Genomic DNA, 23115 nt, shown 5'->3' with positions numbered 1-23115 from the left:
ACACTATCACCATAAAAAGGCGCCTGCTCATGCCGACATTAGCTAATGGCTACTTCGACGATTTTCTTTTGATCCTCCACACTCAAGTATGGCCCCATCGGCAAGCTAATTACCTGATCGGCAATAAGATCACCCACTGGCAACTTTGCATCCGGGTCAGCAACTGCTGGTTGCTTGTTCAGAGGAATCGGATAGTGAACTGCCGTAGGAATTCCAACGTCACTGAGTTTTTTCTGCAATTCCTCTCGATTTTCGACACGCAAGGTATATTGCGCCCACGCACTCGAATTGTAGGATTCGACAAAGGGAGGTGAAAACTTACCGGACGCTTTGAATAAATCATTGTATCTGCCAGCCACCTCCTCACGACGCTCCAACTCGTCAGAGAAAATCTTTAACTTTGGCAGTAAAATGGATGCTTGAAGAGTATCCAAACGGCTGTTCACACCTACTCTAATGTGATGGTAGCGCCTATCCTGTCCATGTCTGGCAATCTGTCGAATGATAGTTGCTAGACTATCGTCATTGGTAAAGATCGCGCCGCCATCGCCATAACAGCCCAGAGGCTTACTAGGGAAAAAGCTTGTGCACGCAACCTTGCTCAGGTTGCAGGAGCGTCGACCTTTGTAAATAGCACCAAAGCTTTGCGCCGCGTCTTCAACAACAGGAATGCCATACTTCTCGGCGACTGAGTTAATCGCGTCAAAGTCAGCGCATTGGCCATAAAGCGATACAGGAATAATAGCTTTCGTGCGGGTCGTGATCGCAGCAGCCAGCAACGTAGGATCGAGGTTATACGTTTTTGCGTCGACATCGATATACACAGGCTTTGCGCCAAGCAGTGCCACCGTTTCCGCCGTAGCAATATAGGTGAACCCTGGGGTGATTACTTCGTCCCCCGGACCTACCCCCAGCGCCATCAAAACGATCTGCAGCGCATCTGTTCCATTTGCACAGGTAATACAGTATTTAACGCCAACGAATTCTTTCAGCCGATCTTCTAACTCATAGACTTCTGGGCCGAGTATATACTGGCCATGAGCCAGGACTTTTTGTATACCCGAATCTATTTCATCTTTTATTCTGGCTTGCTGAGTTTTTAGATCAATGAATTCAATCATTTAAGCGTCCATTTTTTTTAGTTCATTTTGACACAACACATACACCGCGGCTGTATGCTGACATTTCACCGCCCCTTCCCCATTTAACGGAAGGTCAAGTTGCTCGCCAAACTCACTCATCCAGCCAATCTGCTTAGCAGGCACGCCGACCACTAAAGCATATGCCGGCACATCTCTATTTACCACAGCACCCGCACCAACAAAAGCGTAACGCCCAACTGTAGTACCACACACTATCGTGCAGTTAGCGCCAAGCGTCGCACCTTTCTGTATAAGCGTATTACGGTACTCATCTTTTCGCTGAATCAGTGATCGGGGGTTATAGACATTTGTAAACACCATGCTAGGACCACAAAACACCCCCTCTTCTAATGTAACATTATCGTACACCGAAACATTGTTTTGAACCTTGCATCGGTCGCCAATGACGACTTTATTACCAACGAAGACGTTTTGCCCGAGAGAAACTTCCTCACCGATTACGGCGCCGCTACATACGTGTACAAAATGCCAAACTCGGGATCCACGCCCGATACTAGCCCCGTCATCAACAATCGCACTTGGATGTACCGTATAATCCATTTCGCCCTCATCATTAACATACAAAAGCAACATATCCAAAAAATAGCTTAACTATTAATATCCGACAGATCAAACTATCGAATCTCAGCTATTCATTTCAACTCACAACCCAATACCCCAACCAACTGCTGCTCAATAAAAAATTCGTGCCCCGCATCAGCAGGAAAAATGCACACGCTCGGTTGGCAATTCATCATAGCCTTCCCAAGAGATAGGAATCCCCACGAGCGACTCTCAGCGTGGAAATATTTGCGCCCATTACACACCGCAGACACCCTGGAGTTTGCATTTTCCCGCTTACATTTATCGCCATGTAAAAACGAAAAATAATCAGCTATTCCTATAAAAATCATACATTTGCGAAAATATTTTCAATTGGGCTTATCGCTTCTGGCGTGAAATTAGTCCGAGCACGGGGATGCACACACAATAATCGTGCCTCCCCCCGCTATCAAGCAGCTTGAATGAAAAATATCGGCGCAAAATCAATTCCCGTTTGCGGCGCGCAGTGAACTGAGAGGCCGCCATCACCTGGCAGAACTACCACGAATGGTATGTGATGGCGGTCAGGTCTCATTCTGAAGACGCTGCCAGGGCCGCTTTCAGGAACGGGACTGCGAACAGGCCATACTGCCGCGCCCCCAGCTCATTTAAATGACTGTCATCCATGTAGATCAATTGCCCTTGTGCAAAGGGTGCATCGCGGAAGAACTCGCTGCGGGACAAATCAAGAAACTGCACCCCGCGGTAGCGATTAGCCAGCTCAGAGACCTTTTGGTTGGCGCCTGCCCATTCGCTATTTTCCGCAATACTCACCGGCAATCCCAGCGCAGCAAAACGCTTTACCCTAACCAGGTTGGTGTTAAACATCGGAACCTGAGCCAGGACAATGACTTTCACATCACGCTGGGCGGCGGTGTCTAGGAAATCAGCGAGCGCAGCCATAAAATCTTTACTAGGGACATGCCATTGCCACATAGCGGCTATTACGATCACCTTAGCGTTATCGATGTATCCCTTCAGGGCGGCAATCTGCGAACGGCAATCAGCACGGGAAAAATCAGGAATTCGCTCAACGTCGAATTCGGCGATCGGAACACAATTGCTCGCGGTGATAACTCTCGCGGAAAACTTGCCTGAAACACCTGCTACGTCGAAAAACTCGTTCAATTGCGCAGCATGACTGTCTCCAATAATGAGTACAGGCTGGCTTTGCTCGTGATCACCACGTAAGCAATCTCCAATGATCCGCCCATGACAAATCTGGTCAGGAGGGGCATATCGGGTCATTTCTATAGGCAGAGGCTTTTCAATCATTGGATTCAGAATCAGGCTAAGCGCAATCAAGCAAGCGGTAATCGCAGACAACACGACCCAGCGCCTAATCTTGACTAAACGACTTCTCAGGGGGATTTCCACCCACCGGTAAGATACCCATGACAACAGATAGGTTAGAAGTACGAAGCTGCAGATCCATACAATCGGGAGCTTATCCTGGCCAAGGTAATAACGCATAAACGCCAATACAGGCCAGTGCCAGAGATATAGCGAATAGGACAGTGCGCCGATTGTAACTAACAGTGGCAAAGCCAGCAGGTTATTAACCACACCGCGCCGGGAAGCGATAATCATACCTACGGCAATACATGGCAAGCTCGAAGAGAATCCCGGAAAGTTCTTTTCATCGATAAATACGAGTGAAAACAGCAACAATGCAGCGCCAATCACTCCCACTACAAATGACAGCCTTGGAGACCACGATCGACCAACGCCACTTACCGTAATCAGCGCGCCAACTAGAAACTCAGGGACCCTGGCAAGAAGTGAGAAATACACGTGCCTCTGATTATCCGCTGCGCCTAGCTTTACCTCGGCATATGTGAAAAAAGCAACAGACAACACACCGAGCAAAGGCGCAAGGAACTGACGAGGAACATAGTAAATAATAATCGGCAAAAACAGATAAAACTGCATCTCAATTGCCAGCGACCATGTATGCAACAATGGTAACTCGTGCGCGCCCGGCGCAAAATAATCCCCAAATCCAGCGTAATACTGATTACTCACAAACAATAATGCAGAGCGTAAAGAGCTTTTAAAAAATGAAAAATCTACCGGTGTGAGCAACAGAGCGGAAACCACACACACCAAGGACAACATAACCAGGTAGGCCGGGACAATTCTTTTGACTCGCGCCCAATAGAACTGACTCCAACTCAGCGCCTTGCCTTCCTTAAGAAGGACAGAAGAAATAATATAACCAGAAATCACAAAAAAAATATCCACACCAATGAATCCAGCCGGCAACCAGCTGCTATTGGCATGAAAAATCATGACGGCCAAGACCGCAATCGCTCTCAACCCTTGAATATCACCCCTGAAACTAATACCACTGTGTTCATTCGAGTCATTATTTTTTTTTGACATCAGCAATGTACTTTTCGCCTCACCAGCCACTACAGATTATTAATATTGGAAATCGTAAAGGATGGCAAACGCCATCCTATCAGCACGAGAACCAATCAACGTAGCAGGGTTGCAAGCATCGGGTGACCCTCACCAGCGCCCGGTGCCACAGGTGCGGAAGCACGAATGGTCTCCACAGTTTGAACACAGTGGCGTGCGTCTTCTATACCATAGCCACGACCAGCTAATATTTCTTGGTAACTGGTGGTATGAAGATCAGTAAAGCCTTCCGAGAACTCCAGTTCCTCACCATCTACTGTAATAGAACGGTAGGTCGACTTTTTACCTTTAACCGCGGCGGGCAAATCATTGGCGTCGATAGTCAGAAACCAACGCACCTTCGCTTTCTCGTATTCCAGATAGCCAGCCGCCTTGTGTTCATTAACAAAATGCACGACGTTTCGCTCAAGCTTGCCAAAAACGAAATGCAGCATGTCGTAGAAGTGAACGCCAATATTGGTCGCCACGCCAAATGACTTACGTGGGTCGCCTTTCCAGCTTTCCATGTACCACTTGCCACGAGAGGTCATATAGGTAAGTTCGACTTCGTACTTACCGTCTTTTTGCTCACTGGCGACCTTGCTCTTCAAGTCTAGGATTGCTTGGTGATGACGAAGTTGCAGGATGTTAAATACACGCTTACCGGTTTCTTTTTCTACGAGCGCAAGCTCATCAAGAATTTCGGTGGTAGGCACTAGCGGCTTTTCACAAATAACGTCACAGCCCAGTCGTAGGCCCGCAACAATGTGAGCATGGTGCAAATAGTTTGGTGAGCAGATTGCAACGTAATCAAGCGCTGTGCTCGAATCTCGCTTCAATCGAAATGCATGCTCTTGAAAACGCTCAAACTCAGTAAAAAACTCGCTGTCTGGAGACAAGCTGTCGATGATTCCAACCGAGTCATTGATGTCATACGCAGAAGCCAGCACGTTACCCGTGTCTTTGATGGCACGCATATGGCGCGGCGCGATGTACCCGGCAGCGCCAATAAGAGCAAAATTCTTCATGAGTCTTTCCTATAACATTCGAAGATTCCCGGCATTCCACGAATGGAAGCCGGGAGCGCGCGTCATTCAGGACGGCTTGATCACGCCTTTACAATATGAGGTGCGGCAACACGGTACTTACCGCGGCTGTCCACGATCAGTTGGGCAGAAGACTTGATCAGTTCGTAGTCGAACTTCTCGTGGTCAGTGGCCAGAACAACCGCGTCAAAACGTGCCAGGCTATCGGCGGTCAGCTCTACACTGCTGAGGTCAAAATGGTGTTCACGCATTTTAGGGAATACCGGTACATGCGGATCACTGTAGGCAACCGTGGCGCCCTTGGCTTCGAGCATCTCCATGATTTCTACTGAAGGCGACTCACGCATATCATCTACGTTTTTCTTGTAGGCGATACCGAGTATCAGGACTTTGCTCCCCTTTAGCGGTTTACCCCGGTCATTCAAGCCGTCTGCCAACTTGCTCACAACGTATTCGGGCATTGCCTGGTTAACCTCACCAGAGAGTTCGATGAAGCGAGTGTGCAAGCCGTATTCGCGAGCCTTCCACGTCAAGTAGAACGGGTCGATTGGAATGCAGTGGCCGCCAAGACCCGGCCCCGGGTAATAAGCGGTAAAGCCAAATGGTTTAGTGGCTGCGGCATCCACCACTTCAAAAATATCAATACCCATACGGTCAGCAACGACTTTCATCTCGTTGACTAGACCGATATTGACGGCGCGATGGATATTTTCCAGCAACTTGGTCATCTCTGCCGCTTTAGTAGAGCTGACCGGAACAACCTGATCGATAGCTTGTTCATAGAGCGCAGTACCGACTTCCAGGCACGCCGCCGTGTCACCACCGATTATTTTCGGGATAGTGCGGGTTTCAAAGTTTGGATTGCCTGGATCTTCACGCTCAGGGGAGTAGACCAGAAAGATGTTCTCACCCACTACAAGACCACCTTCCTGTACGCGAGGGAGCAGCTCCTCAACGGTAGTACCAGGATAGGTAGTACTTTCCAGCGATACGATTTGACCTGCACGTAGGTAAGGCTTGATCGCGTCGGTGGTGTTGATGACGAAGCTCATGTCCGGCTCGCGGTACTTGTTGAGCGGTGTGGGCACGCACAAGATCAACGCATCACATTCAGCAACACGCTTGAAATCGACAGTAGCTTCAAAGCCCGAGTTGCGTGCGGCAGCAATTTTCGCGGAGGGGATATGCTCGATGTAGCTTTTGCCAGCGTTAAGCTCGTCGACTTTCTCTAGGTCAATATCGATGCCGAGTACGCGAAAGCCAATCGCATTGTAACGAAGCATTAAAGGCAGCCCGACATAACCAAGACCAACAATCCCGATCAACGCCTCCTTACTTTTGAACTTGGTAACACTGGCCAGCTTCTGCAGGTGCATTCGTAACGCTCCAATTAAACTAAATAAATTTTAAAGTCAGTACATGGCCCGTCATATGGTGATCTCTTGTTATCAAGCCTCACTCACTGGCTCCAACCTTGCGCGGGTCTACCGTTACTCAAAGGCAGGCAGCATCAGGTGACGGGTGTGCGGGTTAGCTCTCCCAAGGCGAATCGCTTCGCATCAGACATGAAACGAATTAAATCATAGCTTCGTTCCGAAATCCGCATAAAGATAGCGTGACAGGGGTACACGGTCATGATAGACATCATAAAGCCATCATCCCTGACCGCGGCAATACCCCTTTTGACAGTACCCGTCTCAGAGCGCTTCAACATTCGACAGTAGCGCTTTTTTTGCAGGGATTGATGAATGTGGCAGCAACGTCGTATCCGAACTGTTTTCACGGCGACTTTGGACGGTGCCTCGCACAACTGCAGCAACCAGGCCCAACATCAAACCAAACACAATTCCGATAATGATGAGCAACATTTTCTTAGGTTTCACGGGTCCCAACGGATCAATGGCCTTTTTGTCAATTGTAACAAGCTTCAAGCCGCTCATATCGACATTTAGGTTGCGCAGTCGCACTTCTTCAGCGCGCAGAGGCTGTACACCACTGAGGAACAGATCTTCGTTTTTCCGCTGATTGAGCACTTCGACCTCACGATTAGCCTGCAGAAGCTGAAGCTCCTTGGCTATCTGGGCGATCCGCGCCTCGGTGAAGTCATCTGACTTGCGTTGCAACAGCGCAGCCCGCTCAGCCAACAGGGCATCTACGCCCATGAAATACAGGGGGATTTGCTGATTATTTACCTCTGTCCGCATTACAGGCTGGCTTCCCTGGACACCCGCCGCCCCCAGAGAAGAAGGAGTGGTCGGCTTCTGGATACCTAGAGATTTCGCGATCCCAATCGCTTCGTTCAACTGCGCAATTTGGTCAGCACGCTGATTTTTCAGCTGGGTACGCAGAGCTTTCAATTCATCCTGCAGCTGAGCCCGCTTGAGATTATCCTCCTCGGTCAACTTAGCGATTTTAGCCGCCTTGTCAGTATCATAACTGGAGCGCGCTGCATCGAGCCTGCCAGCAAGTTCACTCAAACGATTCCTGACAATCACTTCCATATCAGCAGCGATTTGCTGACGCTGACTTTCAATCGCGTACTGAACAAAGCCGTTTAGAATAGCGACGCCAGCAACACCCTCGGGATAGTTCATTACGAGTTTAATATAAGCATTCAAGGAACCCGCGTTCTTGGCATCAGGAACCACTAATTTAATTGAGTTATAATTAAACTCTTCAAAACTTTGCTCCAAAGTTCTGCCGGGGTGTTCAAAATTTTTGAACAACTTTTGGTTCGCCCTGAAAAAACCAAGGCGAGTCTCATAGGACTCAAGAGAAGCACCCACCTTTGTTAAAGCATCACCAGGTGGCAACTGGTAAATTTCAGAGCGATTCAACGCATCTAGCTCATTGATCGCCGCTGGGCGCAAAACGCTACTAACTTGATATTCCGGACGCACGAGGAAAGCATATGCACTTGCTAACGCTGCGACGACAACCGTGACCAACAATATCAGAGCCTTTTGCTGCCATACCATACGGTAAAAAATGTAGAGATCCATTTCATCAGATGAGGAAACGCGGGGAATTTGGAAGCTACTACTCACAACAAAAACCTGCCTTCAAAGAGAAACTGCGGGCTCGTTATGCGGAGCAAATTGTGTATTTTTTATTTTATTTTGATGACCGTGAAAACCCAGCGTCTCTGCCAGATTTTCAGCGCACAAAATGCACGTTATCGAGAACAGATTGCATTCTGCCATCTCTCTGACATATTACAAGCCTTGACATATCTGTAGAATGCCTCCTGCCTGACTAGGGGATACCCTCAAACAACTCACCTAGGATGAGGAGAAAGAAAGGAGCTCACTGAACGGGTTGCCCGCAAGCGACATCACCGATGTTTACGATGCCCAAAGCCCATGCCCGCCTATACACAAAATGCAGCTGAAACGGCCAGGCCAAGAGTGCTTTCTAGCAGGCGGTCGCGCACCCCACTTACCGATTTCGAGCACAGGCGATGTGACAGCTATTGGATGCGCCTGGAACCTCGATTGCCGAACAATACGCCCAACAGCGGGCCTACCAACATACCAACAATCAAGGACACCACCACAAATACTGATACCGGCATCTGCCCCGTAGCCAGGCCAAGGAACGTAAGGGAAACACCCTGCTGATTTTCCAACACGAACGCTAACACTACCAGAACAACAATCAGCGTCGCCAACACAACTACAACTCGCTTAACCCCACGCATAACCCTCTCCCACTCCAAAAACACTCAGACGCTTTCTTCTTCGTCTTCGTTCACCCGGTCACGCAACTCTTTTCCAGGCTTGAAGTGAGGTACAAATTTTCCGTCGAGACTGACGGACTGGCCCGTCTTTGGATTGCGGCCGACGCGCGGAGCACGATAGTGCAGCGAAAAGCTGCCAAAACCGCGAATTTCAATCCGATCCCCGGTGGCAAGGCATTGGGACATCTGTTCAAGCATCGTCTTGATAGCCAGCTCAACATCCTTGGATGAAAGCAGCCCTTGATGGGTGACAATTCGTTCGATCAACTCCGACTTCGTCATATTTTTCCCTTCTTTTTCAAGCAGCTAGATCAGCGCTTCAGAGGTTTTAGCACGACTTCAAGTTTTTGAAAAGCCCGCCCGGTGACTTCACATGGTATGAACCGTAAAAAACCTGTACGCCACTATGAAGCACATTCTCATCCCCACTCCAAGCGAACTTCAAACAGGCAGTACGGAAATATAAAGGGCTTCCGGCGACCTCATAAATACTTCTCCCCACGTCTCCTAGACCTGACAGCTTTAGCCGGAGAACCGTAAGCGACGGTATAGGACTGTACATCATCCAAAACCATCGATTGCCCTCCAACCACCGCATGCTCACCTACGTGCACGCCATGACGCAAGCTCGCGCCAATCCCCACAGCCGAATACCTCCCCACCTGACAGTTCCCACCAGTGGTGACACCAGGCGCCAAACTGGAAAAATCCTGCATTGTAGAGTCGTGATCAAGAGACGCCTTTGTATTAACGATACAGAAATCACCTATCTGGCAGCTTGGATTTACAACCGCCCCAGCCATGATTACCGTCCCAGCCCCAATTGAAACATCGCTTCCGATAACCGCTGCGGGATGTATTGCGCTGACAAAAGCCAGACAAGGGCAGAGCATTGCGATTCTAGTCGCCACCTCCTCCCTAACCGCGTTATCTCCTATGGCAACAATCGCCCCGTCGATGTCATGCTTGCTGATAAGGCCAGGGAGATCTGCCTCATTGCCAATAATTTCATAGCCGAGCGTTTGTGCCCCCAACGGCCTAAAACTATCTATGAAGCCGACGATTTTATAGCGCGCCTGTTTTTCGACGATATCAACAATTACTTTGGCATGACCGGAGGAACCGATCAGTACGATTTTTTCCACACTAAACTCCTAGAGATACAGCCCCCATTGTCACCCCTCGGCGACAGCCCGACGGATGCATAGTTGTTGCCCTTACACTAAGATCAGCACAACGCAGATCGACTATTTAACACTTTGACCATCACTCTATAAACTTATACACGCCTGCAGACCATGCCTACTCATCCACGTCACAGTTTAATTGGAGGCTGCCAATATCTCATATGTGACATGCATCGCTACGACGACTTCAGCCAAAAAATCAACTACGTTGACTCCCGGCCATTGTTTCAACAAATTTCAGGCATCGAGTACGACGCGGATTCACATCCACCGCCCTTTTACACCACCGCACATACGGCTCCATATACGGCGGTTCAGGTTAGGCGGCTAAGCCGTTTTTCGTATCCAGTATTGAAACCAATCCGAGGCGGCCCCACAGCTTCTTCGGCAGCGCCTGATTCATATGTGACGCTCCCGAGCTCCCCATGGACCTTTGCCGTTAACGGCAGATTGGCAGGCACGGACTTCCGTGAGGTCCAGGCGCACCAAGTTGTGCATTCTCGTAGAGAGCGGCTTCCATTGCCGCCACAGCACACATCGAAGTTTGTGTCGCACCCAACCGTCCAACTTTTCGAAGGCCCTTTTACCCTGACTCAGCTTAAAGTAGCTCGCCCAACCGCGCAAAACGCGGTTTATTCGCTCAACAGTCCTGACCATCTTGCAACCCCGTGCTCCCCGCAGAGGATTCTGAGCCGATCACGCAAGCGGTTCAGACTCATCATCACTCTTAGCCTCGGCTGTTGATGCCAACTCACCCCATAACCCAGGCAATCGCAAACCCAAGGCCGTGCCACGGGGATCTTTTCCCGATTCACTGCCAGTTTCAGATGCCAGCTCAGGAAGCGCTCAACACCCGCTCGCCAGCGCGATAACTGCACACATAGATGTTGGCGTCGTCGACATAGCGAACAAAGCGGTGACCTCTCCGCTCCAATTCACGGTCCAGTTCATCAAGAAGGATATTCGACAGCAACAGCAAGAGGAGGCCGCCTTGTGACATTCCTTCCTGCCGTCGGCTGGCGATCCCGCCCGACATAAATCCCGCTTCAAGGTAACGGCGGATCAGCCTGAGTACGCGCCTATCTTCGATGTGACGATCTATCTTGGCCATCAGAACATCGTGATTCACTCGATCAAAGAACTTCTCCAGATCGAGTTCCACGCATCAACGGTGACCCGCTGCCACATGGGCGTGAGCTGTTTCGATGGCTTGATGGGCGCTCCGACCCAGACGAAAACCCCGGATTCCGTCCGGGACTTGGGGTGACAACCCTCTTATCGAAAGATTTCTGCTTTATCGGCATTCGATGAGACGCTAACGCCTACTGGCGGCATAACCACCACGGCTTCGGCTGATTTCTGCTGGCTCATCCCGCCGCCTCTCGACGCTCGGCAAAACAGCGGCAAACCTGTAGATCTCCCAGGGTAATTCGCGCGACCTTCCTGCTTATGGCTGTCGGATATACGTAGTAGCATTCCTTGCAGGTAATGCGCTTTAACGATTTGCGCAGTCTTACCCCACTACGCCACCTCTGTCCGCTTCCTGTTCGTCGGCCAGCATTTTGCCTCGGGCTTCCTTCAGATTCGCAGTCACCCACGACACCCTTGCCTCTGGCTAAGACTTCCCCTTGCTGGGTGTGTGTGAGGGCTTTCACCTCCAAGTCACCAGCAAGGCCAGCACAGCCAAGCTGGTTGTACTTCGCGCAACGCGCCATGCCTGTCGCGCACAAAAAAGGGCGACCGAAGTCGCCCTTTTTCTATGGTCTGACAGAACTCAGTTCTGTTTTTCCATTTGTGCACGCAGCAGGTCGCCCAGAGTGGTAGGACCAGCAGAAGGCTCAGAGGTAGCTGGCTTGTCGCGCAGGCTCTGGATGGCTTCTTTCTCTTCAGCATCGTCTTTCGACTTGATGGAGAGCTGGATTACGCGGCTCTTGCGGTCAACGCTGATGATCTTGGCTTCTACTTCTTCGCCTTCTTTCAGAACGTTGCGCGCGTCTTCAACGCGGTCACGGCTGATTTCGGAGGCTTTCAGAGTCGCTTCGATATCGTCGGCCAGGGTGATGATGGCGCCTTTAGCGTCAACTTCTTTCACGATGCCTTTAACGATTGCGCCTTTGTCGTTCTCTTGAACGTACTCGGAGAACGGATCGCTTTCCAGTTGCTTGATGCCCAGGGAGATGCGCTCGCGCTCTGGGTCAACCGACAGGATAACGGTGTCCAGCTCGTCGCCCTTCTTGAAGCGACGAACAGCTTCTTCGCCCACTTCGTTCCAGGAGATGTCGGACAGGTGAACCAGGCCGTCGATGCCGCCGTCCAGACCAATGAAGATACCGAAATCGGTGATCGACTTGATGGTGCCGGAGATTTTATCGCCCTTGTTGAACTGGCCAGAGAAATCTTCCCATGGGTTAGATTTGCACTGCTTGATGCCCAGGGAGATACGACGACGCTCTTCGTCGATGTCCAGAACCATAACTTCCACTTCGTCGCCGACTTGTACGACTTTCGAAGGGTGGATGTTTTTGTTGGTCCAGTCCATTTCGGAAACGTGTACCAGGCCTTCAACACCTTCTTCCAGCTCAGCGAAGCAGCCGTAGTCAGTCAGGTTGGTAACACGCGCGGTCACGCGGGTGCTTTCTGGGTAACGGGCTTTGATAGCGACCCATGGATCTTCACCCAGTTGCTTCAGGCCCAGGGAAACACGGTTGCGCTCGCGATCGTATTTCAGAACCTTGACATCGATCTCGTCGCCAACGTTGACGATTTCGGAAGGATGCTTGATACGCTTCCAAGCCATGTCGGTAATGTGCAGCAGGCCATCGACGCCACCCAGATCGACGAATGCGCCGTAATCGGTGAGGTTCTTGACGATACCTTTGACTTGTTGGCCTTCCTGCAGGGATTCCAGCAGAGCTTCACGCTCGGCGGAGTTCTCTGCTTCCAGGACGCTGCGACGGGAAACGACAACGTTGTTGCGTTTCTGATCGAGCTTGATGACCTTGAATTCGAGTTCCTTGCCTTCCAGGTGCGTGGTGTCGCGCACTGGACGGACGTCGACCAAAGAACCTGGCAGGAACGCACGGATGCCGTTAACGTCGACAGTGAAGCCGCCTTTAACCTTACCGTTGATAACGCCCTTGACCACTTCTTCAGCTGCGAAGGCTGCTTCGAGAACAATCCAGCATTCAGCGCGCTTGGCTTTTTCACGGGACAGCTTGGTTTCACCGAAACCGTCTTCAACCGAGTCCAGAGCAACGTGAACTTCGTCACCGACATTGATAGTCAGATCGCCAGCGTCGTTGTAGAACTGCTCAAGCGGGATGAGTGCTTCAGACTTCAGACCAGCGTGAACGGTTACCCAGCGAGCTTGGTAATCGATATCAACGATAACACCGGTGATGATGGAGCCTGCCTGAAGGTTCAGGGTTTTTAGGCTTTCTTCAAAGAGTTCCGCAAAGCTTTCGCTCATTTTAATTCCTGTTGATAAGGGCGAAGAATACGCCCATCTCCACGCCCCAGACGGTGTGGGTTAGTTTCAATTAAAAGAAGCACCGCAGGACTATGACTGGTCCCCTGCAGACTTCTTGGTCACCCGGCGATATCGCGAATAGCGATTTCACTCAAGATGCGTTCCAACACCTGCTCGATGGACAACTCCGTGGAATCCAGCTGTATGGCATCAGCCGCCGGCTTGAGCGGGGCTACTGCGCGCTGGGTATCACGCTCGTCGCGTGCACGGATCTCATCTAGCAGACTCGACAGACTAACACCATCCACTTTGCCCTTCAACTGCAAGTAGCGGCGACGCGCCCGCTCCTCGGCGCTGGCGGTCAGGAAAATCTTCAGCGGCGCCTCGGGAAATACCACCGTGCCCATGTCGCGGCCATCGGCTACCAGGCCCGGCGGTTCCTGAAACGCCCGCTGGCGCTGCAGCAGCGCATCACGCACGGCCGGCAACGCGGCAACCTGGGAGGCCCAGGAACCGACTTGTTCGTTACGCAGGTCATCGGTCACATCGTCCCCTTCCAGGATGATGCGCTGGGGATGACCTTCCGTCGCAGCGACGAACTGCACATCAAGGTGCGCCGCCAGCAGCTTCAGGGATTCTTCGTTGGTGAGGTCGACGCCGTGGTTGCGGGCGGCAAATGCCAGCAGGCGGTACAGCGCGCCGGAATCCAGCAGGCACCAGCCCAGGCGCTTGGCCAGGATGCCGGCGATCGTGCCTTTGCCCGAGCCGCTTGGCCCGTCGATGGTAATCACCGGTGCTTTGATATTCACAATTGAGCCTCTTGGGCAACACGGATGCCGACTTGGGCACACAGTGTAAGAAAGTTCGGAAAAGACGTAGCAACATTGGCGCAGTCACGGATACGAATCGGCGCCGTTGCCCGCAGCGAAGCCACGCTGAACGCCATGGCGATCCGGTGATCGCCATGGGCATGCACTTCGCCACCGCCCATCAGGCCACCGTCAATGATAATCCCATCGGGGGTGGGTTCACACTTCACGCCAAGGGCGAGCAGACCGTCGGCCATGACCTGGATACGGTCGGACTCCTTGACCCGCAATTCTTGAGCACCGCGCAGGACGGTTCGCCCTTCAGCGCAGGCAGCAGCCACAAACAGCACAGGAAATTCATCGATTGCCAACGGCACCAGCGCTTCGGGGATCTCGATCCCTTTCAACGCGGCCGCCCGCACCCGCAGGTCGGCCACCGGTTCGCCGCCCACTTCGCGCGGGTTTTCCAGGCTGATATCCGCGCCCATCAGCCGCAGGATATCGATCACCCCGGTGCGCGTCGGATTGATGCCGACATGTTCCAGCAACAGCTCGGAACCTTCCGCGATTGACGCCGCCACCAGGAAAAATGCCGACGAGGAAATATCCCCCGGCACTTCGATATGGGTGGCGACCAGCGCATGGCCCGACTCGACCGTCGCCGTTGCACCCACGACCTCTACCGGATAACCGAAACCGCGCAGCATGCGCTCGGTATGGTCGCGGGTCGGTGCCGGCTCGGTGACGGACGTCTTGCCCTCGGCATACAGGCCCGCCAGCAGCAGGCAGGATTTGACCTGCGCACTGGCCATCGGCAGCACATACGTCAGGCCTTTCAACTTCTGGCCACCACGGATGGTCAGCGGTGGGCGCCCTTCCGGCCCGGTTTCGATCACCGCGCCCATCTTCCGCAGCGGCTCGGCCACGCGGTTCATCGGGCGCTTGGACAACGAAGCATCGCCGGTCAGCACGCTGTCGAAGACCTGTGCGGCGAGCAAACCGGACAGCAGGCGCATGGAGGTGCCGGAGTTACCGAGATAAATCGGCCCCGGCGCCGGCTTCAAACCATGAAGCCCGACACCATGAATGGTCACGCGCCCGTGGTGCGGCCCCTCGATCACCACGCCCATGTCGCGAAACGCCTGCAAGGTCGCCAGGGCATCTTCACCCTCAAGGAAACCTTCGACTTCGGTCACGCCCTCGGCCAACGAACCGAGCATGATCGACCGATGGGAGATCGACTTGTCGCCCGGCACCCGGATACGCCCGCTCAAGCGGCCGCCCGGGTTGGCGAGGAAAGTCAGGTCGTCGGCGTTCACTGCGGTTTCCATGTAGGCCCGGCGTGCCAGGATCTTGCTGAAATGTTCACGCGCCACCCGCGCACGGGTAAACACGCCCAATAATTGGTGGCCATCCCCGGCATCGACCGCGTCGCGCAAGGCGTCAAGGTCGCTGCGGAAAGTGTCCAGGGTGCGCAACACGGCCTCGCGGTTGGCGAGGAAGATGTCGTGCCACATCACCGGGTCGCTGCCGGCGATCCGCGTGAAATCGCGAAAGCCACCGGCGGCATAGCGGAAAATCTCGAGGTTTTCGTTGCGTTTGGCCAACGAATCCACCAATCCGAACGCCAGCAGATGGGGCAGATGACTGGTCGCCGCCAGCACTTCGTCGTGGCGCTCGACCTGCATATGCTCGACATCCGCGCCCAGCTCGCGCCACAGACGGTCGACCACGGCCAAGGCCGCCGGATCGGTTTGCGCCAGCGGCGTCAGAATCACTTTATGCCGACGGAACAACTGCGCATTGGACGCTTCCACCCCGCTCTGCTCGGAACCGGCAATCGGATGGCCCGGCACAAAACGCGCGGGCATCTCGCCAAACGCCTGCTGCGCCGCCCGCACCACATTGCCCTTGGCACTGCCGACGTCGGTGAGGATCGCCTGGCCGAGGTCCATGCCGGCCAGCACCGCCAGCAACTTCTCCATGGCCAGGATCGGCACGGCGAGCTGGATCACATCGGCGCCCTGGCATGCGCGCGCCAGGTCGGTTTCACAGCGATCGACGACACCCAGCTCAACCGCCAACTTGCACGATTGCGGGTCCAGGTCCACGCCGACCACTTCGCCACACAACCCGCTCTCGCGCAGGCCCTTGGCGAAGGAACCACCGATCAACCCCAGACCGACCACCACCAGGCGACCGATCATAGGCACAGCAGGTTGCAATGCAGTGACATCAACCACGGGCCAGAACCTTGGCCAGCGCCTCCAGGAAGCGGCTGTTCTCAGCCGGCAGACCGACGGTGATGCGCAGGTGGTTCGGCATGCCGTAGTTGGCCACCGGACGCACGATCACGCCTTCGCGCAGCAAGCCCTGGAACACCGGGGCCGCCACTTGGCCGAGATCGACGCAGATGAAGTTGCCCTTGGACGGAATCCAGCCCAGGCCCAGCTCACGAAAGCCTGCCTGCAACTGCAGCATGCCGCTTTCGTTGATGCGACGCCCTTCTTTCAGGTACTCGGCATCCTGCAACGCTGCGCAGGCCGCCGCCAGGGCGAGGCTGTTGACGTTGAACGGCTGACGCACACGGTTGAGCACATCGGCCACCACCGCCGTCGACAGGCCGTAGCCGACGCGCAGCGACGCCAGGCCATAAGCCTTGGAGAACGTGCGCGAGACCAGCAGGTTCGGGTAGGCCGCGAGGAAATCCAGGCCGTCGGGCAGGTCGCTGCCTTCGGCGTACTCGATGTAGGCCTCGTCCAGCACCACCAGCACATGTTCCGGCACATCCTGTAGGAAGTCGTTCAGTGCCTGTGCATCGAACCAGGTGCCGGTCGGGTTGTTCGGGTTGGCGATAAACACGACGCGGGTCTGTGCATCGATCGCCGCCAGCATGGCCGGCAGGTCGTGACCCCAGTCCTTGGCAGGAATCACCCGCGCATCGGCACCGACGGCCTGGGTGACGATCGGGTAGACCGCAAACGCGTGCTCGCTGAACACGGCGTTCAGGCCGGGCGCCAGATAGGCACGACCGACCAGTTCAAGAATGTCGTTGGAGCCGTTGCCCAGGGTCACCTGATTCAGCTCGACCCCGCACTTCTGCGCCAGCAGGGACTTGAGGGCAAAACCGTTGCCATCCGGATAACGGGTCAGCTCGGCCAGCTCTTCACGAATCGCCGCCAGCACCTTGGGGCTTGGACCCAGAGGGTTCTCGTTACTGGCCAGCTTGACGATCTTCGCCGGGTCCAGGTTCAACTCACGCGCCAGCTCGTCCACAGGCTTGCCTGGAACGTAAGGCGACAGTTGTTGCACGCCCGGCTGCGCCAGGGCGAGGAAGTTGCCACTCATGTTAACGCCTCACAAAACCGCTTTCGGGTAAGAGCCCAGCACCTTGAGTGCCACGGCTTCCTGACTGATTTTCTCGAGCACGCTTTTGACCAGCGGATCGCGGTGATGGCCGATGAAGTCGATAAAAAACACGTAGGTCCATTTACCGCTGCGCGAAGGACGAGTCTCGATGCGCGTCAGGTCAATCCCGTTGTCGTGGAACGGCACCAGCAGTTCATGCAGCGCGCCGGGCTTGTTGCTCATGGAGACGATGATCGAGGTCTTGTCGTCGCCAGTCGGCGGCACTTCCTGGCTGCCGATCATCAAGAAGCGCGTGGAGTTGTCCGGGCGGTCTTCGATTTTTTCGGCCAGGCGCGTCAGGCCGTACAGGCCCGCGGCCATATCGCCAGCAATCGCCGCCGAGTTCCACTCGCCCTTGACCCGCTTGGCCGCTTCGGCGTTGCTGGACACCGCCACGCGCTCGACATTCGGGTAATGGGCATCCAGCCACTTGCGGCACTGGGCCAGGGACTGGGCGTGGGAGTAGATGCGGCTGATGCTGTCGGTCTTGGTGTTTTCACCCACCAGCAAATGGTGGTGGATGCGCAGCTCGACTTCGCCGCAGATCACCATGTCGTGCTCAAGGAAGCTGTCCAGGGTGTGGTTGACCGCGCCTTCGGTGGAGTTTTCCACCGGCACCACGCCAAAATTCACCGCGCCGGCCGCCACTTCACGGAACACTTCGTCGATCGCTGCCATCGGCTTGCTGATCACCGCGTGACCGAAGTGCTTCATCGCTGCCGCCTGGGTGAAGGTGCCTTCCGGGCCGAGGTAAGCCACTTTCAGCGGCTGCTCGAGCGCCAGGCAGGAAGACATGATTTCACGGAACAACCGCGCCATCTCTTCGTTACCCAACGGTCCCTTGTTGCGCTCCATCACGCGCTTGAGCACCTGAGCTTCACGCTCCGGACGGTAGAACACCGGCACTTCGCCTTCCGCCAGGGACGCCATCTTCACCCGCGCCACTTCCTGGGCACAGCGCGCGCGCTCACTGATCAGCTCCAGGACTTTCTCGTCCAGGCTGTCAATGCGTACACGCAGGGCCTTGAGTTCTTGCTCAGACATTAGCCGTGTTCCTTTTCGAACTCTGCCATGTAGGCCACCAACGCGTTGATGGCATTGATATCGACAGCGTTATAGATGGAGGCGCGCATGCCGCCCACCGAACGGTGACCCTTGAGGTTCAGCAGGCCGCGCGCCTCCGCACCGGCCAGGAACGGCTTGTCCAGACGGTCGTCGGCCAGGCGGAACGGTACGTTCATCCACGAGCGGTCGGTCAGGTTGATCGGGTTGCTGTACAAACCGCTGGCGTCGATGAAGTCGTACAGGGTGCGCTTCTTCACTTCGTTGAGCTTGCCCATGGCGGCAACGCCGCCCTGCTCTTTGAGCCACTCGAACACCAGGCCCGAGAGGTACCAGGCAAACGCCGGCGGCGTGTTGTACATCGAGCCGTTGTCGGCCGCGACCTTGTAGTTGAGCATGGTCGGGCACAGCGAGCGGGCGCGACCGAGCAGGTCTTCACGGACGATGTTGACCAGGATGCCGCTCGGGCCGATGTTCTTCTGCGCGCCGGCGTAGATCATGCCGTACTTCGACACATCGATCGGCCGCGAGAGAATGTCCGAAGACATGTCGCACACCAGCGGCACGTCACCCACTTGCGGCACCCAGTCGAATTCCAGGCCGCCGATGGTTTCGTTGGCCACGTAGTGTACGTAGGCCGCGTCCTTCGACAGCTTCCACTCGTTCTGACCTGGAATCGCGAAGTAATCGTAAGGCTTGGAGGTACCGGCGACGTTGACGTTGCCGTAGCGCGCAGCTTCTTCGATGGCTTTCTGCGACCAGATACCGGTGTCGATGTAATCGGCCGTGCCGTCTTCGGGCAGCAGGTTCAGCGGCACCTGGGCGAACTGCTGGCTCGCGCCGCCCTGCAGGAACAGCACCTTGTAGTCGGAGGGAATGTCCAGCAAGTCGCGCAGGTCCTGCTCGGCCTTGGTGGCGATGGACACGAACTCATCACTGCGATGGCTCATTTCCATCACAGAGAGGCCTTTTCCATGCCAATCGAGGAGTTCACCCTGCGCGCGCTGCAGGACTGCTTCAGGAAGCGCCGCGGGACCGGCACAGAAGTTATAGGCTCTCTTGCTCACATCCAATCTCACTCTGATCTGGTGGGGGTGGTGCAATAAATCGAATATTAACTGCTAACGCTGCCTGTAGGAGCGGGCTTGCCCGCGAAAAACACAAGATCACCGCGTTTATCCAGGATGCACGCGTTATCGTTGACGATTTTCGCGGGCAAGCCCGCTCCTACAGGGGGAGCATTGATATTTCAAAGGTGACAAACAACAAGGGGCGAATCTTCATCCGCCCCCCTGTTTGTCCGCTTATTCCTGCGGTTCTTCTTCGTCTGCGGCAGCGTCGAGGGTCGGCTCGTCGACGCTGTCATCGCCGGTTGCGATCACCTCGCCGTCAAATGCCTCGCCTTCCAGCTCTTCGCCTTCGACTTCCGACGGTTCCTGGACGCGTTCCAAGCCAACCAGCGTTTCGTCGTTGGCCAGCTTGATCAGCGTCACGCCCTGGGTGTTACGGCCCAGGCTCGATACTTCAGCGACACGGGTACGCACCAGGGTGCCCTGGTCGGAAATCAACATGATCTCCTCGCCATCGAGTACCTGTACCGCGCCAACCAGACGGCCGTTGCGGTCGTTGCTGACCATGGCGATAACGCCCTGGCCGCCACGCTTGTACTCCGGGAACTCGCTGATGGCGGTGCGCTTGCCATAACCACGCGCCGAAGCGGTGAGGATCTGGCTGCCTTCTTCCGGGATCAACATGGAAATCAGCTTCTGCCCTTCCGGCAGGCGCATCCCACGCACACCGCGGGCGGTACGACCCATGGCACGCACGTCGGATTCTTTGAAGCGCGTCACTTTGCCGCCATCGGAGAACAGCATGACTTCACGCTCGCCATCGGTGATGGCTGCGGAGATCAACACGTCGCCTTCATCCAGCTCCAGGGCGATCAGGCCCACGCTGCGTTGACGGCTGAAGGATTCCAGCGGGGTCTTCTTCACGGTGCCCTTGGCGGTGGCCATGAAGATGAAGTGACCTTCGGTGTATTCATCGACCGGCAGCATGGTGGTGATGTACTCATCACTGTCCAGCGGCAGCAGGTTGACCAGCGGACGCCCACGGGCGGCACGGGAGGCTTCCGGGATTTCGTAGGTTTTCAGCCAGTACACCTTGCCCTTGCTGGAGAACAGCAGCAGCGTGGTGTGGCTGTTGGCGACCAGCAGGTGAGCGATGTAGTCCTCATCCTTGACGCCGGTAGCCGATTTGCCTTTACCGCCACGACGCTGGGCCTGGTACGCAGCCAATGGCTGGGTCTTGGCATAGCCACCGTGGGAGATGGTCACGACGCGCTCTTCTTCCGGGATCATGTCCCCCAGGGTCAGGTCGAGACGCGCATCGAGGATTTCGGTGCGGCGCACGTCGCCGTATTCGGCGCGGATCACTTCCAGTTCTTCGCGGATCACTTCCATCAGGCGCACGGCGCTGTTGAGGATGCGGATCAGCTCGCCGATCTGGTTGAGGATCTCCTGGTACTCGGCCAGCAGCTTCTCGTGCTCCAGACCGGTCAGGCGGTGCAGGCGCAGTTCGAGGATGGCCTGGGCCTGTTCCGGCGACAGGAAGTACTTGCCGTCGCGCAGACCGTATTGCGGGTCGAGGGTCTCGGGACGGCAGGAATCAGCGCCGGCGCGTTCAACCATCGCCACCACGGCGCTGGATTCCCACGGCATCTTGATCAGCGCTTCCTTGGCTTCCGACGGGGTCGGCGAAGCCTTGATCAGGGCGATGACCGGGTCGATGTTCGACAGCGCAACCGCCTGGCCTTCCAGGATGTGGCCGCGCTCGCGGGCCTTGCGCAGTTCGAACACGGTGCGGCGGGTCACGACTTCGCGACGGTGACGGACGAAGGCTTCCAGCAGATCCTTGAGGTTCAGGATGCGCGGGCGACCGTCGATCAGGGCCACGACGTTGATACCGAACACGCTTTGCAGCTGGGTCTGGGCGTAGAGGTTGTTGAGGATCACCTCAGGCACTTCGCCACGACGCAGCTCGATCACGACGCGCATACCGTCCTTGTCGGACTCGTCGCGCAGCTCGGTGATGCCTTCGAGCTTCTTCTCCTTGACCAGCTCGGCGATCTTCTCGATCAGACGCGCCTTGTTCAACTGGTAAGGCAGCTCGGTGATGACGATCTGCTGGCGGCCACCGACCTTGTCGATGTCTTCGATGATCGAGCGGGCGCGCATGTAAATGCGGCCACGGCCGGTGCGATAGGCTTCGATGATGCCGGCGCGACCGTTGATGATCGCGGCGGTCGGGAAGTCCGGGCCCGGGATGTATTGCATCAGCTCATCGACGGTCAGCTCGGGGTTGTCGATGAGGGCCAGGCAACCGTCGATGACTTCACCGAGGTTGTGCGGCGGGATGTTGGTGGCCATGCCCACGGCGATACCGCTGGAGCCGTTGACCAGCAGGTTGGGAATACGGGTTGGCATGACCGCCGGGATCATCTCGGTGCCGTCGTAGTTCGGCACCCAGTCCACGGTTTCTTTGTGCAGGTCGGCCAGCAGCTCGTGCGCCAGCTTGGTCATGCGGACTTCGGTGTATCGCATGGCCGCGGCGTTGTCGCCGTCGACCGAACCGAAGTTGCCCTGGCCGTCTACCAGCAGGTAGCGCAGGGAAAACGGCTGGGCCATCCGAACGATGGTGTCGTACACCGCAGTGTCGCCGTGAGGGTGATACTTACCGATCACGTCACCGACAACACGGGCAGATTTCTTGTACGGCTTGTTCCAGTCGTTACCCAGCTCGCTCATCGCGAACAGCACACGCCGGTGCACGGGCTTCAAGCCATCGCGCGCATCAGGCAGTGCCCGACCGACAATTACGCTCATCGCGTAGTCGAGGTAGGACTGTTTCAGCTCGTCTTCGATATTGACCGGGAGGATTTCTTTGGCCAGTTCGCCCATGAGAAGCCTGATTCCTTTTTCGGGTGAAACCTCGTCACATCCATATGGGACGAACGAAGCTCGCCGCTGCCGGCATGGTGCCTGGCAACGACTTACGACAAATCAACGAGTTATGACACGGATCTGCACGTTAAAGGCAGCCCCTCGGGGCGACCCTGGAAACCGCCGGATGTTATCACAATCGCCGCCACGCACCTATCCCCCTGACGGGCATGGAGCATAGTAAGTTGACGGATGACAGGCTTGAGGACGACGAGAGGGGCTTAGAGCCGGGGTGGTGCTGTTTTT

16 protein-coding genes and 1 pseudogene are annotated in these 23115 nt (G+C 55.2%); all 17 read right to left on the bottom strand.

Annotation, left to right across the window (positions count from 1 at the left end):
• Positions 1–38: 38 nt before the first annotated feature.
• Positions 39–1121 (bottom strand): DegT/DnrJ/EryC1/StrS family aminotransferase, encoded by a 1083-nt coding sequence (locus LQ249_RS09550; RefSeq protein WP_232566417.1) that lies wholly within the window; start codon positions 1119–1121, stop codon positions 39–41.
• Positions 1122–1703: an acyltransferase gene (locus tag LQ249_RS09545; protein WP_080761408.1), complete on the bottom strand. Its 582-nt coding sequence runs from the start codon at positions 1701–1703 to the stop codon at positions 1122–1124.
• A 573-nt stretch (positions 1704–2276) separates the two neighbouring features.
• Positions 2277–4130 (bottom strand): acyltransferase family protein, encoded by a 1854-nt coding sequence (locus LQ249_RS09540; protein WP_232566416.1) that lies wholly within the window; start codon positions 4128–4130, stop codon positions 2277–2279.
• Positions 4131–4225: 95 nt separating this feature from the next.
• Positions 4226–5176, bottom strand: a complete 951-nt coding sequence (locus LQ249_RS09535) for a Gfo/Idh/MocA family protein (protein ID WP_134939672.1) — start codon at positions 5174–5176, stop codon at positions 4226–4228.
• 80 nt (positions 5177–5256) lie between these two features.
• Positions 5257–6570 carry a UDP-N-acetyl-D-glucosamine 6-dehydrogenase gene (gene wbpA, locus LQ249_RS09530; protein WP_134939673.1) on the bottom strand — a complete coding sequence of 438 codons (1314 nt, stop codon included), beginning with the start codon at positions 6568–6570 and terminating at the stop codon, positions 5257–5259.
• 321 nt (positions 6571–6891) lie between these two features.
• Positions 6892–8241 (bottom strand): Wzz/FepE/Etk N-terminal domain-containing protein, encoded by a 1350-nt coding sequence (locus tag LQ249_RS09525; RefSeq protein ID WP_232566415.1) that lies wholly within the window; start codon positions 8239–8241, stop codon positions 6892–6894.
• 422 nt (positions 8242–8663) lie between these two features.
• A complete protein-coding gene (locus LQ249_RS09520) occupies positions 8664–8894 on the bottom strand; it encodes a LapA family protein (RefSeq protein ID WP_232566414.1) in 231 nt (76 codons plus the stop codon).
• Between the two features lie 24 nt (positions 8895–8918).
• Positions 8919–9215 carry an integration host factor subunit beta gene (gene ihfB, locus LQ249_RS09515; RefSeq protein ID WP_008437689.1) on the bottom strand — a complete coding sequence of 99 codons (297 nt, stop codon included), beginning with the start codon at positions 9213–9215 and terminating at the stop codon, positions 8919–8921.
• 200 nt (positions 9216–9415) lie between these two features.
• Positions 9416–10078 carry an acetyltransferase gene (locus LQ249_RS09510; protein WP_134939675.1) on the bottom strand — a complete coding sequence of 221 codons (663 nt, stop codon included), beginning with the start codon at positions 10076–10078 and terminating at the stop codon, positions 9416–9418.
• Between the two features lie 361 nt (positions 10079–10439).
• Positions 10440–11366 (bottom strand): annotated as a pseudogene (locus LQ249_RS09505) (reverse transcriptase domain-containing protein); the annotation flags it as partial.
• Between the two features lie 528 nt (positions 11367–11894).
• Entirely contained in the window at positions 11895–13589 is a 1695-nt protein-coding gene (gene rpsA / locus LQ249_RS09500) for a 30S ribosomal protein S1 (RefSeq protein WP_003218806.1), read from the bottom strand.
• Between the two features lie 119 nt (positions 13590–13708).
• The gene (cmk, locus tag LQ249_RS09495) at positions 13709–14398 is read right to left on the bottom strand and encodes a (d)CMP kinase (RefSeq protein WP_017848848.1); all 690 of its coding nucleotides are present in this window, start codon (positions 14396–14398) and stop codon (positions 13709–13711) included.
• The gene (locus tag LQ249_RS09490; RefSeq protein ID WP_057003756.1) at positions 14395–16605 is read right to left on the bottom strand and encodes a bifunctional prephenate dehydrogenase/3-phosphoshikimate 1-carboxyvinyltransferase; all 2211 of its coding nucleotides are present in this window, start codon (positions 16603–16605) and stop codon (positions 14395–14397) included. Before LQ249_RS09490 ends, cmk begins: the two co-directional genes overlap by 4 nt.
• Before the next feature lie 28 nt (positions 16606–16633).
• Entirely contained in the window at positions 16634–17746 is a 1113-nt protein-coding gene (hisC, locus tag LQ249_RS09485; protein ID WP_232566413.1) for a histidinol-phosphate transaminase, read from the bottom strand.
• A 9-nt stretch (positions 17747–17755) separates the two neighbouring features.
• Positions 17756–18850: a prephenate dehydratase gene (gene pheA / locus LQ249_RS09480; RefSeq protein WP_017848851.1), complete on the bottom strand. Its 1095-nt coding sequence runs from the start codon at positions 18848–18850 to the stop codon at positions 17756–17758.
• Positions 18850–19935: a 3-phosphoserine/phosphohydroxythreonine transaminase gene (gene serC / locus LQ249_RS09475; RefSeq protein ID WP_046384280.1), complete on the bottom strand. Its 1086-nt coding sequence runs from the start codon at positions 19933–19935 to the stop codon at positions 18850–18852. Before serC ends, pheA begins: the two co-directional genes overlap by 1 nt.
• 237 nt (positions 19936–20172) lie before the next feature.
• Complete coding sequence (gene gyrA / locus LQ249_RS09470; RefSeq protein WP_017848853.1) at positions 20173–22827, bottom strand: DNA gyrase subunit A; 2655 nt, start codon at positions 22825–22827, stop codon at positions 20173–20175.
• Positions 22828–23115: the final 288 nt, after the last annotated feature.

The organism is Pseudomonas sp. 7-41 (genome assembly GCF_021233075.1).
Lineage (GTDB): Bacteria > Pseudomonadota > Gammaproteobacteria > Pseudomonadales > Pseudomonadaceae > Aquipseudomonas > Aquipseudomonas veronii.
Note: the sequence above shows the minus strand (reverse complement) of the source record. Positions and strands in the feature narration are given on the sequence as shown.

Excerpts from the sequence above, each read along its gene's own strand:
- LQ249_RS09545 (WP_080761408.1), bottom strand. The coding sequence starts at position 1,703 with ATGGATTATACGGTACATCCAAGTGCGATTGTTGATGACGGGGCTAGT.
- wbpA (WP_134939673.1), bottom strand. The coding sequence starts at position 6,570 with ATGCACCTGCAGAAGCTGGCCAGTGTTACCAAGTTCAAAAGTAAGGAG.
- LQ249_RS09520 (WP_232566414.1), bottom strand. The coding sequence starts at position 8,894 with ATGCGTGGGGTTAAGCGAGTTGTAGTTGTGTTGGCGACGCTGATTGTT.
- pheA (WP_017848851.1), bottom strand. The coding sequence starts at position 18,850 with ATGTCTGAGCAAGAACTCAAGGCCCTGCGTGTACGCATTGACAGCCTG.
- ihfB (WP_008437689.1), bottom strand. The coding sequence starts at position 9,215 with ATGACGAAGTCGGAGTTGATCGAACGAATTGTCACCCATCAAGGGCTG.
- gyrA (WP_017848853.1), bottom strand. The coding sequence starts at position 22,827 with ATGGGCGAACTGGCCAAAGAAATCCTCCCGGTCAATATCGAAGACGAG.
- LQ249_RS09540 (WP_232566416.1), bottom strand. The coding sequence starts at position 4,130 with ATGTCAAAAAAAAATAATGACTCGAATGAACACAGTGGTATTAGTTTC.
- hisC (WP_232566413.1), bottom strand. The coding sequence starts at position 17,746 with ATGAGTGGCAACTTCCTCGCCCTGGCGCAGCCGGGCGTGCAACAACTG.
- LQ249_RS09490 (WP_057003756.1), bottom strand. The coding sequence starts at position 16,605 with ATGATCGGTCGCCTGGTGGTGGTCGGTCTGGGGTTGATCGGTGGTTCC.
- rpsA (WP_003218806.1), bottom strand. The coding sequence starts at position 13,589 with ATGAGCGAAAGCTTTGCGGAACTCTTTGAAGAAAGCCTAAAAACCCTG.
- LQ249_RS09550 (WP_232566417.1), bottom strand. The coding sequence starts at position 1,121 with ATGATTGAATTCATTGATCTAAAAACTCAGCAAGCCAGAATAAAAGAT.
- LQ249_RS09535 (WP_134939672.1), bottom strand. The coding sequence starts at position 5,176 with ATGAAGAATTTTGCTCTTATTGGCGCTGCCGGGTACATCGCGCCGCGC.